Source organism: Micromonospora sp. NPDC005163 (assembly GCF_053599835.1).
The window spans coordinates 90,049-102,958 of the sequence record NZ_JBSFYP010000027.1 but is presented as its reverse complement, the minus strand read 5'-3'; the positions used below and the strand labels follow the sequence as shown (position 1 = coordinate 102,958).

The window sequence follows — 12,910 nt, the reverse complement described above, 5'->3', positions numbered from 1 at the left end:
GCCGGAGATGACCGAAGAGGAGCTGGAGAAGCTCTTCCTGGCCTTGGCGTGAGCCGCCGGGGCTGCCTCTGGTAGGCCCAGGCGGCGTGTGACCCGCCCGGGCAGGTAAACGCGTGTTCGATTTCGACCAAGGGTGACGACTAATCCCCGGATACCCCCGGGGGTATAACTGGAAGGAGTGGACGGATGGCGATGCAGGTGTCGGTCATCGCGACCTCGTCCCTGGGTGACCGCAGCTACCTGGCGACAGACGGCCGGGTGGCGGTGGTGGTGGACCCACAGCGGGACATTGACCGGATCGTGTATCTCGCGGGGGAGAAGGGTGTGGGGATCACGCACGTGGTGGAAACGCACATCCACAACGACTACGTCTCTGGTGGCCTGCAACTGGCCCGGCTCACCGGCGCGGAGTACCTGGTCTCCGCCCACGACGAGGTGGGCTTCGACCGCATGCCGGTGTCCGACGGCGACCAGGTGACCGTGTCCGATGGGCTGCGGCTGCGGGTGGTCGCCACTCCCGGGCACACCTTCCACCACCTTTCCTACGTGCTGGACGAGCCCGGTGACGGTGGCTGGTCTCCGGTAGGGGTGTTCACCGGCGGCTCGCTGCTGTTCGGCACGACAGGCCGCACCGACCTGCTCGGGCAGCAGCACGCTCACACGCTGGCCCACCAACAGCACACCTCGGCGAAACGGCTGGCTGACCTGCTGCCCGACGGGGCCCAGGTATGGCCGACGCATGGGTTCGGCAGCTTCTGCTCGGCCAGCCAGGCCGACGCCTCCGAGTCGACCATCGGCCGTGAGAAGCAGGCCAACCCGGCGCTGCGGCTGGCCGCCGACCAGTTCGTGATTGAAACCCTGGCCGGGCTGGACGCCTACCCGGCGTACTACGCCCACATGGGCGTAGCCAACACCGCCGGACCGGCTCCCGTCGACCTCAGCCCCGTGACCCGCGCCGACGCCGGTCAGCTGCGGGAACGGATCGCCGCCGGCGAGTGGGTCGTCGACCTGCGACACCGCAAGGCGTACGCCGCCTCGCACCTCGCCGGCACGATCGGCCTCGGCCTGGACGGGCCCATGTCGACCTGGCTCGGCTGGCTGATCCAGTGGGGCGTGCCGATCACCCTCCTGGCGGAGACCCCGGAGCAGGTCGCGGGCGCCCAACGGGAGCTCGTCCGCATCGGTATTGACCGTCCGGCGGCGCAGGCCACCGGAACCCCCGAGCAGTGGGCGACCGACCTGACCGACCTGCGGGAGCTGACCGTCGCCGACTTCGCGGCCCTCGCAGCCGCACAGGCGGGCAACATCCCCGACGGCCTGCCCGCCCCGCGGGTGCTCCTGGACGTCCGGATGACCAACGAGTGGAACGCCGGCCACATCGACGGCGCGGTGCACATTCCACTGCCCGACCTGCCCAAGCGCCTTCGCGACGTGCCGGCCGGAACCGTCTGGGTGCACTGCGGCTCCGGCTACCGCGCCACCGCCGCCGCGTCGCTGCTGGCCAACGCCGGCCACGACGTCGTCCTGATCGACGACATGTTCGGCCGGGCCGAGCAGGCCGGCGTGCGCATGGCCGCCTCGGTCTGACGATCGCCGCCCTCGTGCCGCGCCGACCACTCGACAGTGGCGTCGCCGGCGTCCTGCACGCCACCACACCCCTGTGGTCCCTGCTGGTCGCCCTCGCCCTCGGCGCGGAACACCGACCTCACCTGGCACGCCTCGCCGGGCTGCCGGACTTCACCGTCGCCGCCCTGCTCTGCAACGCCCTGCCGTTCCTACTCACCAACATCAGGCAGCAGAGCGTCGCACGCGGGCACCCCGACCACGTGGGCCCTACGCCCCACCAGCGGCCCGAGCCCCGAACCGACTCCAATCGAAAGGAAGCGCATGAGCACGACCCCGACGAGCCCCGCGACGCTTGACACGGCCACCCTGCGCGCGCTGATCGCCGCCGGGCAGGCACCCCGGCTGCTCGACGTCCGCACCCCCGGTGAGTTCGAGACCTCGCACATCCCCGGCTCCTACAACGTGCCGTTGGACCTGCTCAAGGAACACCGCGAGGAACTGCGCCACCACCTCGACGAGGACGTTGTCCTGGTCTGCCGCTCCGGCGCCCGCGCCGCCCAGGCCGAACAGGCCCTCGCCGGCGTGGGCCTGCCCAACCTGCGCGTCCTCAACGGCGGCATCATGGCATGGCAGGCGGCCCACGCGCCGATCAGTCAAGGCAAACCCCGCTGGAACCTGGAGCGCCAGGTACGCCTTGCCGCCGGCTCCATCGTCCTGGCCAGCATCCTCGCCTCGGTGTTCGTACCCGGCCTGAAGTGGATCGCCGGCTTCATCGGCGCCGGCCTCACCTTCGCCGCGCTGACCAACACCTGCGCCATGGGCATGCTGCTCGGCAAACTCCCCTACAACCGCGGCGCCACCTGCGACCTGGACAGCGTCGTCGCCCAACTGCAGCGGGAGCCTACGACCGGGCGGCAGGAATGACTGGCAGCATCGCCCTGACCGCCGGGTTGGCCGTACTGATCGGGATCAGCCTCGGTCTGCTCGGCGGCGGCGGTTCGATCCTGGCCGTACCGCTGCTGATCTACGTCGCCGACCTGCCGGCCAAGGAAGCCATCGCCACCTCGCTGCTCGTCGTCGGCGTCACCAGCGCTGTCGGCGTGCTGCCGCACGCGCGGGCCGGGCGCATCCGGTGGCGCACCGGGCTGCTCTTCGGCGTCGCCGGCATGGCCGGTGCCTACGCCGGCGGCCGCCTGGCCCAGTTCATCCCGGCCGGAGTGCTGCTGACCGGGTTCGCCCTGATGATGCTCGCCACCGCCATCGCGATGATCCGCGGCCGGCGTGCCGCAGAGGCTCGGCCGGTGCCGCACGAGCTTTCCGTCATGCGGGTCGCTCTCGACGGCGTCGTGGTCGGCCTGGTCACCGGCCTCGTCGGCGCTGGCGGCGGCTTTCTGGTGGTCCCGGCACTGGCCCTGCTCGGCGGCCTGCCGATGCCCGTCGCCGTCGGCACCTCGCTGGTCGTCATCGCGATGAAGTCCGTCGCCGGCCTCGCCGGATACCTCTCCAGCGTCAGCATCGACTGGGGCCTGGCCGGCGCCGTCACCACCGCCGCCGTGATCGGTAGCCTGCTCGGCGGCCGGCTCGCCAGCCGTGTTTCCGAGAACGCGCTGCGCAAGGCATTCGGTTGGTTCGTCGTGGTGATGGGCGTGTTCGTCCTAGCCCAACAGATGCCCGGCCAGGTAAGGGCCAACCCCCTGCCATGGGCCACCCTCGGCCTGACCGCTGTGGTGGCAGTCGGCATCATCGTCCGGCAAAACCGACGGCGTGGCCGGCAAACCGCCCCTGAGGTCGTGGCGGCCGCACGCCGCTGAGACTCGGGGGGGTCCGAGATCGCCTCACCACCGTGGGCGAGCATCAACGTGAGATCCCCGCGAGCCGTGCCCGGGTCGTGCACACCACGTCGCCGCCGCAACCCTGCAAGGGTGTCGCCGCATGCACCGGTCAGCCCGGTCGCGTCAGCGACGTCAGCCAGCAGCGGAGCGTTGGCATGCACGAACCAAGCCACGCCCGTCGGCGCTCACGAATGACCTTGGGCGAATGATGAGGACCTCCTGTCATGAAGTGGAGCTGCTGAAGGCGACCACGTCACAAACCAGGACATCCTCGTGTCCTCACCCAACGCAGCGCTGAGTCCACGTGCCCAGCTGCGTCTGGCCAAGTTCATGGTGAATGAGGGCTGGCCGGTCGCCCGCCATTGCGACCTGTGCCGATGCGGCGGCGGCACGGCCGGCCAGGCGAATGGTGCGTACAGCCTCACAACGGGTCACGGCGGGTCTCCAGGTCTCAGGCGTGGCAGCGGACGCACTGACATGCCGATGAGCGTGCGTCGGCGACCGAGGTCGAAGCAGGTGCAACATGCTGGGTGCGCCGATCAACATCGAGTGGGCACGGGAGTGGCGGGAGACCGTCGCTGATCAGGGCTCGCGGGCGCCGTACACGCGCAGGATGCTGTGGCGCAGCGCTGCCGCCGTCTGCGCGGTGGTCATGCGGCCAGCGGCAACTTCGCCGCCGGCCGCGTGCCCGAGCGCCATGGTCGCGGAGACCAACCAGGCCGGGCTGACGGTGCTGTCGAACTCGCCGGTGACCTGGCCACGCCTGATCAGCCGCTCCAGGCGCTCGGTGACTGCGGCATGCTGACGGTCGGAGTCCGCCTGGTCGGCGGCGGTCACCGAGGGGTGCAGGAGCAGCGGGTACCGGTCGAACAGCCGCCAGGTGACGTCCAACCAGCGCAGCAGCGCCTCGGTGACGGTGCCGCTGTCCACGTCGGCGGCGTCGAGGGCGGCGACGGCTTCGGCGGTGATGCGGTCGATGACCGCGGCCACCAGCAGCGGCCGGGACGGGTAGTGGGCGTACACGGTTTGGCGGGTGACGCCAGCTGTGGCGGCGACCTGTTCCACCTTCGCCGCCGGATGCCGACCGAGCACCTGGACGGCGGCGTCGAGTACCGCGGCGGCGCTGCGCTCGGCGTCGGAACGCCGCCGGCGGCGCCGACCATCTGTTATCTCTGACACGTTGTCTAATCTACCGCCTTGCATTAACGTAGACACCGTGTCAAAGATAACTCGATTCAGGGAGATCAAATGACGCCCCGTACCGACCTGACCGGCTACCTGGCCCGCTATCCGCAGGAGGCAGGGCTGGGCGACGAGGATCCGGCAACCGTGCTGGACCGCTACCACACGCCGGACTATGAGCTGGTCAACGACGGCGTGCTGCTGGACCGGAAGCGGCTGCTGGATCACATCCGTCCGGCCCGCAAACGGGCCATTGGTCTCCGTGTCGAGGTGGAGCAGGCGCTGGTGGACGGCGACCAGGTGGCCGCCCGGTACCGGCTCATCGCCGAACTGCGCAAAGGCGGCACCATCACCACGGAGATCTACATGTTCGGGGAGTTGGCTGCCGACGGTCGACTGCGCCGCGCCATCCAAGCCACGCGGGCGATCCCATCAGAATAGTTCCAAAAGTTTGCCAAGCGGCGCCTCGACGGTGATGACCACAGTGAGGTTCGCGCCCGCCCGATTGGGCTGCGCGCTGGCCGGCTGAACCGCGTACGACCCGGTCGGATTTTGTGTCCCAGCGGTGGCTAGGGGTCGGGGATCACGGTGGGAGCAGCCGGGTGCACTGAACGGCGTTGAACTGCATCCGACGGGGGCGCCGACACCGCCGCGCGTTGCACCTCGGCGGCCAGGCCGCCGGGCCCGACACCGACCCGCTGGTGGTACTGCCCGACTCCACTGCCCAGGCGTTCGCGGTTCCGGGCCGGCCCGGCCGTGTTGTCGTGACCACCGGCATGCGCCGGCTGCTCACCGACCGCCAGTTCGACGCGCTCCTCGCACACGAATACGCGCACCTGAGTTCGGGTCATCACCGGCTGGTCCAGTCGGCCGAGCTCGCCGCCGCGATGCATCCGGCCCTCTGGTGGGTCGCACGTCACGTCGACTAACTCGTCGAACGAGCCGCCGACGAGCAGGCCGCCGTGGAGGTGGGCAACCGCCACACCGTCGCACACGCGATCGGCGTGGTCGCACTGGCTTCGCGGGTTGAGATGGATGTCCCGCGAGGCCTGTACGCCGCATCGCCGGGGGGAGTCGTTCCTCGCCGGGTGGCCCAGCTGCTGCGACCGCACGCCACCCTCCGCTCACCCGCGCTGCACGGGCTGCCGGTGGCGCTGGCGCTGTCGTCGCTGATCTGGTCCGGCGAGGCGGTCTACGACTTCGTTCAACTGATCGGCGCGGCCCGGCCAGGCTGATTAGCGGCCGCCGGCTAGCCCGATTTTCCGGAGCACACTTCGGCAGCTACTGCTCCCTGTTCGACGCTCCCGCCGGACAGGGGCATCATTCGAGCGCGCCGGCATGTCCGTCACAACCGCCGGGACCGGCGGCCCCTGCACCCCTGGCCGGGCGGAGCGGGAAACTGATGGCATGTCCTCGACGATGCTCGTGGTTGGCCCGAAGCTCGGCGTTGCGCTGGTCGTGCTGACCCTCGTGGCGGCGGCCGTCGTGACCCTCGGGAAACTGGGCCACGGCCGGCAGGTGACGGTCGCCGCCGTCCGTGCCGCGATTCAACTGGGTGCCGTGTCGGTGCTGATCGCCGGCATTGTGGTGTCGCTGTGGGCCACGGCCGCGTTTGTCGTCCTGATGTGCGCGGTGGCGGCGGGCACCTCCGGTCGGCGGATTACGGGCGGCAGTCGGGGGTGGTGGGCCGGTGTGCCGATCGTGGCGGGCAGCATGGCCGTGGTGGCGGGGCTGTTGTTGGCGGGCCTGGTGCCAATGCGGGGTATCGCGATCATCCCGGTCGCGGGGATCCTGATCGGTGGGGCGATGACCGCGACGTCGTTGGCCGGGCGGCGTGCGCTCGACGAGTTGACCAGCAGGCGCGGTGAGGTGGAGGCCGGCCTGGCCTTGGGTCTACTTCCCCGTGACGCCGTGCTGCTGGTGTGCCGTCCGGCGGCCGGACAGGCGTTGGTCCCGGCACTCGACCAGACCCGGACGGTCGGCCTGGTGACCCTGCCCGGCGCGTTCGTCGGCGTGCTGCTCGGCGGAGCGAGCCCACTTGCCGCCGGAGTGACGCAGTTGGTCGTCCTCGTCGGGCTCCTCGCCGTGGAGGCCGTCGCCGTCGTTCTCACCGTCGAGCTGGTGGCCAGTGGCCGTCTCCAACCCGCCGGGCCGAACCCCGACCAGGCCACTGGCGCAATTCGATGTCGCAACGGCCGCAACGGCTTGCCTGATGGCAGTCGTCCGCTTCCATTCATTGCGGTCGGTCGTCGAACGTGCAAGCACCGGCCTAGGTCGGCAGCTCGTGGGCTCGGGATGCCTGGCCGATCACAGGCCGTTTCGCCTGCCCGGCCGGCGTCCGCGACGGCGGGAGACCACTGGGACGGAGCATTGTCTTCGGCTGGCCGCCGTCCGGATCGCGGCGCGGGCTGTTCAGATTCTGACCTGCCTGGGAACGGGCGGTGCGGCCGGTGGGCACGACGGTGCGGCGACCGCGCTCGGTCGCAGATTCGAAAGGTGACGCAACCATGTCGCGGTGGCTTTGATCATTCCGTCCTCGAACGCGAGGCGGGCACTCATCGCCGGGGATCCCTCGGCGGTGGCATCCGTCAGATTCCGCTGGCGTAGATGGGCCGCCGCCAGGCTGGTGCTGATGAACGCCTCGAACGTAGCCAGGTCTGCGCTATCGACGGCCAGTATGCCCTTGGTGTAGATCTCCTCGAGGCTGGCGTGCTCTGTCACGTCGGTCAGCCACGACTGTTGCCGGTGCTGGCACGCTGCCGTCAGCACACACCTAGGCCGGTTCTGGTTCTTATTGTGCGGTGAGATCACGCGTTCCAACCGCACGTGCCCGGAGCGTGCAAGTCGGTTCACCGTCGTGGTGAACCGCCGAATGTCGACCGCCTGCTCGGGGCCGAGAAGCAGGGTGTGGCGTTGGTGCAGGTCGAAGGCGTTGGACGGCTGCCCGTTCAGCAGGACCAGCAGGACGTCGCCCAACGCCACGGGCGCGGACATCAGCGTCCTCCCCAACTCGTGCTTATCCAGCCCTCGGCTCGTGGGCAGCAGCGACGACGGTGGCGAAACCGACTCGTGGGTGCCCTGCTGCGCGGCCTGCGGCCAACTGAGCCGAGGGCGATGAACTTTTACACAAGATGTAGAAGCAAGCAAGCGGAGGCTTGTCCGGATCGGTTCGCCTCGGGCCGCGTACTCGAACGTCACGAGGCGAGACGTGTCGGACCTGGATACCGGGGCCCTGCTCGGGTGACGGCACCTCAGCATCGGGGTAGCAGGCATGCCCCGCCCCTTCGCGCGCGATGATCGGAGGTGACGCGGACCCTGCCGGGTCCGCCGGGACTGCGGGCGGGAAGGAACGAACGGCGTGCGTGTGCTGGTCGTCGAGGACGAGACCGCCCTGGCGGAGGTGATCCGTACCGGCCTGACCGACGAGGGATTCGCTGTCGATGTGCAGCACACCGGGACCGACGGGCTGTGGGCGGCCACCGAGAACCCGTACGACGTGGTGGTGCTCGACATCATGCTGCCCGGCCTCAACGGCTATGAGGTGTGCCGGCAACTGCGGTCGCGGGACGTGTGGACGCCGGTGCTGATGTTGACCGCGAAGGACGGCGATTACGACCAGGCCGACGCGTTCGACCTCGGCGCGGACGACTATTTGATCAAGCCGTTGTCGTTCGTGGTGCTGGTGGCCCGCCTGCGGGCCCTGATCCGCCGCGGCGCCCCGGCCCGACCGGTGATCCTGACCGCCGGTGACCTGGCAGTGGACCCGGCCCGGCGGCAGGTGACCCGCGCTGGGCAACCGATCCGGGTGACCGCCCGGGAGTTCGCGCTGCTGGAGTTCCTCATGCGTCATTGTGGCGACGTGGTGTCCAAGCGGCAGATCATCGACAACGTTTGGGACGCGCACTTCGACGGCGACCCCAACATCGTCGAGGTGTATGTCGGCTACCTGCGCCGCAAGATCGACCAGCCGTTCGGCCGGCGGGCCATCCAGACTCAACGGGGCATGGGCTACCGGCTGGCCGCCGACGGCGGTTGACAGTGCCCCAAGTGGTGTCAGGCCTCAGCTCACAAAATGCGGGTGTGGTCGGTGAACCGATCCGCTCGGGAACGCAACAGTAGTGGCGATGGACAACGAGGATCTGATCGCTGCCATGGCCGGTGGTGACGAGAGCGCCCTGCGGGAACTGTTCTCGCGGCACGCCCCGTGGCTGGCGGGTCGGCTGCGCGCGGCGCTGCCGCCCCCCGACGTGGAGGACGTCCTGCAGGAGACCTTCCTGGCCGCCTGGCGGGGCGCTGCTACGTACCGAGGTGGGGGTGCCGGCGGTTGGTTGTGGGGCATAGCCCGCCGCCAGGGCGCGCTGTGGCTGCGCCGGCGCGGGCAACCCGCGCTGCTGCTGGCCGCCCTGGCCGAGACCGGTGATCACAACTGCGCAGACCCGGCTGAGACGGCGCTGTCCAGGGCCGAGCTTGCCGACGCCGTGAAGGTGCTCGGGCCGGAGGGCAGCCTGCAGCGCGAGACCTGGCGGCTGATGTACGTCGAGGACAAGTCCGTGGCTGAGGTGGCCGAATTGATGGGTGTTCCCGCGGGAACGGTGAAGAGCCGCGCGTACCAGATTCGCCGGCTGATGCGTGCTGCCCTACGGCGCCACGAGCCGGCGCGCGATGGAGGTGGGCAGTGACCAACGGTGATGTGACGCGCCGGGTCGAGGAGCCCGACGGGCGGGGCCCCGCACCGGAAGGTGTCGATCTTGATCGGGTCTGGGTCGGGGTGGCCGCCCAGGTGTGGCGTCGCCGCCCCGGGGCGGTGGAGCGGCTGGCTGGGCATCTGCTCCGCTCGCCGGGCCTGGCCCGGGCTTTGGTCACGACGCCGTCGCTGCTGCTTGGTTGGGTCATCGCCACCGCGGTGGTGCTGCTCGCCGGGCTCCTCGCCACGCTGAGCACCGGAACGCCGTACGTGGCGCTTCTTGCCCCTGCGGTCGCCGCGGCGGGCATCGCGTTCGCCTACGGCCCGGGCATCGACCCCGCCTGGGAGCTGTCGTGCAGCGTGGCCGTCAGCGACCGCATGGTGCTGCTGGTCCGGGCGCTGGCGCTGTTCGGTGTGAACGCGGCGTTCGGGCTGGGCGCTTCGGCCGCGTCGGGAACCGCCACGGCCGTCACGATCGGTTGGCTGGTCCCGATGACCGCGGTGTGCGCGCTGGCCCTGGCCGCCGCGACTGTCGCCCGGTCGGCGAACGTGGGCGTGGCCGCGGGCCTGCTCGGCTGGACGATCACCGTCCTGTCCGGGCAGGTAGCCGCCGGTCGGCTCACCGCCGCGGTCACCGACACCGCGCTCTGGCCTGCCTACCTGGCGTTCGCCGCCTGCTGTGCGGCGATCGTCCTCTACTCGACCCGGACACCGAGAGGAACGTCATGAACGTCGAGATCAGCGATCTCACCCGGCGCTTCGGCCGCACCGAGGCCGTGGCCGGGGTGACGATGGAGACCGGCCCAGGGGTGTTCGGTCTGTTGGGCCCGAACGGGGCGGGCAAGACATCGCTGTTGCGGATGTTGGCCACGGTGATCCCACCGACCTCGGGTCGGATCCGACTGCTGGGCCGCGACCCCGGCCAGTACGGACAGCGCCGGCAGATCCGGCGCCGGCTCGGCTATGTGCCGCAGAACCTCGGCTACTACCCGCGGTTCACCGTCGTGGAGTTCGTGGAGTACTTCGCGCTGCTCAAGGAGATGCCGCCCGCGCGGGTGCACCACGCGGTCGCCGCCGCGGTCGAGCGCGTGGGCCTGGGCGACAAGGCGACGGCGAAGCTACGCACTCTCTCCGGTGGGATGCTGCGCCGGGTCGGGATCGCGCAGGCCATCGTCAACGAACCTGAACTGCTCCTGCTGGATGAGCCGACCGCCGGGCTGGATCCCGAGCAACGGGTGGCGTTCCGTGCTCTGCTGCGCGACCTCGGCCAGCGCGCCACCGTCATGGTCAGCACGCACCTCGTCGAGGACGTCGGTGCCGCCTGCACCCAGGTCGCCCTCATGGACCAGGGGAAAATCGTCTTCCAGGGGACGCCGGAGGAGTTGACATCGCGCGCCGAGGGAACCACGGCGGCCGGCGATGCTCCACTGGAGCGCGGATACAGCGCGGTGTTAGCGCAGGCGCGGTCATGACCGCCGCCCCAGTGATCTCCGCGCTGGACGAAACGGCCCGTCGTACACGCGTGGCGATCACGGCGGCGGGAGGGCTGCTTCGCCTGGAGATGCGCCGCAGCGTGATGGTGTGGATGCTGCCACTGGTCGCCGCGCTGTTCTGGTTCATCACCTACCGGCCGAACATGGCGTACCCACCGCTGTGGAACGTCCGTGCGATGGCCATGCAGACGACAGCTCTGGCGGTCTTCGCGCCGACGGTGGTCGGCGCCTCCGCATGGCTGGGCTGGCGGGAGCGCCGTCACGGCATGGCCGACCTGGTCATCGGTACGGCCCGGCCGCGGTGGACTCGACAGCTCGCCACCTGGACCGCGACCACCTGCTGGGCGATCGTCGCCTACCTGGGATGCGTGAGCGTCTTGTACGCGGTGACCGCATGGCAGGGCGCCTGGGGTGGGCCGCTGTGGTGGCCGGTCGCGGTGGGCGCCGCGAGTATGCCGGCGTTCTCCGCGCTCGGATTCGTAGCCGGGGTGCTGCGCCCCAGCCGGTTCACCGGACCGCTGGTCGCGATCGGTGTGTTCCTCGCGCTGCAGATCAGCCTGCAGTTCATTCACGGCGATGACTCGTACTGGCAAATCTCGCCGTTGGTTGCCGGCCCCTGGGAGATCGGGCCTGACCCGGGTGTGGCGACCTTCTACCGCTACCTGCCCGACCTTCCCGTCGCGCAGGTGTTGTTCCTCGCCGGCCTGACCGCGGCGTTGCTGGGCGTTCTCGGCCTACCCGCCGACGCCGGCGGGCGGTGGCTGCGCCGGTGGGCGGCGGCTATCACCGCGGCCGGGCTGCTGGCGGCCGGAACCGCGGTTGCGTTGGCCGGCACCGGCCGCCTCGACGCCCACGGCATGATCGCGATCCCGCTGCTGCACACCGCGGGCAACGATCGTCCAGTGCGCTACACGCCCGTCTGCAGCCACACCCCAATCCCGGTCTGCCTGCACCCCGCCTACACCGGCTACCTGCCCGCGGTGACGGACGCCCTCGAACCGGTGCTCACCGAGGTAGCGGGCCTGCCCGGCGCGCCAACGCGGATCAGCCAGGCCGCTGCGAGATATGAACAGGGGCCAGACAATCGCGTCAGCATCGGTCGGGCTGGCCCCCCTACGAGCGGCACGCCGCCGATATTCCACCTGCTCCTGCCCCATCAACTGACCACCGACGAGTTTGTTGCCGAGCTACGCGTGGACGCCGCGCCCAGCATCGTGAACAGCGTCGTAGGCGGTGGCCGCAACGCGAGTCCCGCGCAACAGGCGGTCGCGGAGGCCATCCTGGGCACATCCACCCTGACGCCCGCTAGTCCCGCCGCCGCAGCGGCGCAGCGATTAGCCGCGCTGCCGGCTGCTACCCGCCACGCCTGGCTCATGGAACACGTGGCGGCGCTGCGCGCGGGCCAGCTCACCCTGGCGCAGCTGCCGTGACCGCCAGCGAAACTCGCAATCGCGGGTACGCGATGGCACCCGGCGGCCCGGTGCGGGCCGGGCTCCGGCTGGCTCGTCTGCACCTGGCCAGCCGCCGCGTCCCGGCGGCCCTGGCGGCGGTGGCGGCCTGCGCCGTCGGACTGCGGGTCGCGCTGCGGTGGCAGTGGGAGGCCTACGGAGCGCTGCAGTTGCCGCTGATCTTCGAAACCGGTTGCGCCGTGGCCATCGCTGTCACCGCCACGAGCCTGCTCGGCGAGCCGGAACGCGTCACCGGCCGGTGGCTGCCCTTCCTGCGACTGGCCACCGCGCTGGCGCTGACCCTCGCCGCCGTCGGTGCGCTGGCCGCCGCTGGAGCCGGTACGCACCTGCCCGGCGGCGCCGTGGAGGTGCTGCGCAACCTGGCCGGGCTGGTCGGCGTCGCCCTGCTGTGCGCAGCCCTGTTCGGCGGCGCGCTGGCCTGGGCCGGCCCTACCGCCTATCTCATAATCGCCCTCTACGCGCTGTACACGCAGTGGCACGGCCCAGCGGTGACCACGCCCTGGATGTGGCCAGCCCGACCACCACACGACCTCGGCGGCGCACTGTGCGCCGGTGTGGTGTTCGTCGCCGGAGTGACGCTCATCGCGGTGCGCGGAGCCCAAGACACCGGCCCGGAGACCCCACGCAGCGGATGACCGGAAGAGACGTCGGGGGAGTCGCATCACCTCGCCGTCTCTCAGCGCC

At 70.5% G+C, this 12,910-nt stretch carries 15 protein-coding genes and 1 pseudogene; 14 read left to right on the top strand and 2 right to left on the bottom strand.

Annotated elements, in window-relative coordinates:
• Positions 1-186 precede the first annotated feature (186 nt).
• Genes ACWD6N_RS20160 through ACWD6N_RS20145 form a run of 4 tightly spaced genes read left to right on the top strand, consistent with a single transcriptional unit; the run spans position 187 to position 3,377 of the window.
• On the top strand, positions 187-1,587 hold the full coding sequence (locus tag ACWD6N_RS20160; protein WP_450005033.1) for an MBL fold metallo-hydrolase: 1,401 nt from the start codon (positions 187-189) through the stop codon (positions 1,585-1,587).
• Positions 1,588-1,601: 14 nt separating this feature from the next.
• The gene (locus tag ACWD6N_RS20155; protein ID WP_387330048.1) at positions 1,602-1,922 is read left to right on the top strand and encodes a hypothetical protein; all 321 of its coding nucleotides are present in this window, start codon (positions 1,602-1,604) and stop codon (positions 1,920-1,922) included.
• The gene (locus ACWD6N_RS20150; RefSeq protein WP_354968328.1) at positions 1,888-2,490 is read left to right on the top strand and encodes a rhodanese-like domain-containing protein; all 603 of its coding nucleotides are present in this window, start codon (positions 1,888-1,890) and stop codon (positions 2,488-2,490) included. Before ACWD6N_RS20155 ends, ACWD6N_RS20150 begins: the two co-directional genes overlap by 35 nt.
• A complete protein-coding gene (locus tag ACWD6N_RS20145; RefSeq protein ID WP_450005032.1) occupies positions 2,487-3,377 on the top strand; it encodes a sulfite exporter TauE/SafE family protein in 891 nt (296 codons plus the stop codon). The genes ACWD6N_RS20150 and ACWD6N_RS20145 overlap by 4 nt, the downstream gene beginning before the upstream one ends.
• Before the next feature lie 603 nt (positions 3,378-3,980).
• Here ACWD6N_RS20145 and ACWD6N_RS20140 read toward each other — a convergent pair.
• On the bottom strand, positions 3,981-4,577 hold the full coding sequence (locus ACWD6N_RS20140) for a TetR/AcrR family transcriptional regulator (RefSeq protein ID WP_354968330.1): 597 nt from the start codon (positions 4,575-4,577) through the stop codon (positions 3,981-3,983).
• Between the two features lie 69 nt (positions 4,578-4,646).
• Here ACWD6N_RS20140 and ACWD6N_RS20135 point away from each other — a divergent pair, with 69 nt between their 5' ends.
• The 4 genes and pseudogenes from ACWD6N_RS20135 to ACWD6N_RS20120 form a co-directional block, all read left to right on the top strand.
• Entirely contained in the window at positions 4,647-5,021 is a 375-nt protein-coding gene (locus tag ACWD6N_RS20135) for a nuclear transport factor 2 family protein (RefSeq protein ID WP_387330052.1), read from the top strand.
• Between the two features lie 176 nt (positions 5,022-5,197).
• Positions 5,198-5,509, top strand: a complete 312-nt coding sequence (locus ACWD6N_RS20130; RefSeq protein ID WP_387330055.1) for a M48 family metalloprotease — start codon at positions 5,198-5,200, stop codon at positions 5,507-5,509.
• Positions 5,510-5,668: 159 nt separating this feature from the next.
• Positions 5,669-5,815, top strand: coding sequence for a hypothetical protein (locus ACWD6N_RS20125; protein WP_387330058.1), 147 nt, complete (start codon positions 5,669-5,671; stop codon positions 5,813-5,815).
• Between the two features lie 103 nt (positions 5,816-5,918).
• Positions 5,919-6,644, top strand: a pseudogene (locus ACWD6N_RS20120) (ABC transporter permease); the annotation flags it as partial.
• 348 nt (positions 6,645-6,992) lie between these two features.
• Here the strand turns inward: ACWD6N_RS20120 and ACWD6N_RS20115 are convergent.
• A complete protein-coding gene (locus ACWD6N_RS20115) occupies positions 6,993-7,574 on the bottom strand; it encodes a hypothetical protein (protein ID WP_387330088.1) in 582 nt (193 codons plus the stop codon).
• Between the two features lie 364 nt (positions 7,575-7,938).
• Here ACWD6N_RS20115 and ACWD6N_RS20110 point away from each other — a divergent pair, with 364 nt between their 5' ends.
• The 6 genes from ACWD6N_RS20110 to ACWD6N_RS20085 all read left to right on the top strand — a co-directional run bounded on the left by ACWD6N_RS20110 (position 7,939) and on the right by ACWD6N_RS20085 (position 12,861).
• Positions 7,939-8,616, top strand: a complete 678-nt coding sequence (locus ACWD6N_RS20110; RefSeq protein WP_450005031.1) for a response regulator transcription factor — start codon at positions 7,939-7,941, stop codon at positions 8,614-8,616.
• A gap of 88 nt (positions 8,617-8,704) precedes the next feature.
• Positions 8,705-9,259 carry an RNA polymerase sigma factor gene (locus tag ACWD6N_RS20105; protein ID WP_354968334.1) on the top strand — a complete coding sequence of 185 codons (555 nt, stop codon included), beginning with the start codon at positions 8,705-8,707 and terminating at the stop codon, positions 9,257-9,259.
• Positions 9,256-9,993 carry a hypothetical protein gene (locus ACWD6N_RS20100; protein WP_387330061.1) on the top strand — a complete coding sequence of 246 codons (738 nt, stop codon included), beginning with the start codon at positions 9,256-9,258 and terminating at the stop codon, positions 9,991-9,993. Before ACWD6N_RS20105 ends, ACWD6N_RS20100 begins: the two co-directional genes overlap by 4 nt.
• A complete protein-coding gene (locus ACWD6N_RS20095) occupies positions 9,990-10,736 on the top strand; it encodes an ABC transporter ATP-binding protein (RefSeq protein ID WP_354968336.1) in 747 nt (248 codons plus the stop codon). Before ACWD6N_RS20100 ends, ACWD6N_RS20095 begins: the two co-directional genes overlap by 4 nt.
• Entirely contained in the window at positions 10,733-12,187 is a 1,455-nt protein-coding gene (locus tag ACWD6N_RS20090; protein ID WP_450005030.1) for a hypothetical protein, read from the top strand. Before ACWD6N_RS20095 ends, ACWD6N_RS20090 begins: the two co-directional genes overlap by 4 nt.
• The gene (locus ACWD6N_RS20085) at positions 12,184-12,861 is read left to right on the top strand and encodes a hypothetical protein (RefSeq protein WP_387330069.1); all 678 of its coding nucleotides are present in this window, start codon (positions 12,184-12,186) and stop codon (positions 12,859-12,861) included. Before ACWD6N_RS20090 ends, ACWD6N_RS20085 begins: the two co-directional genes overlap by 4 nt.
• Positions 12,862-12,910 lie beyond the last annotated feature (49 nt).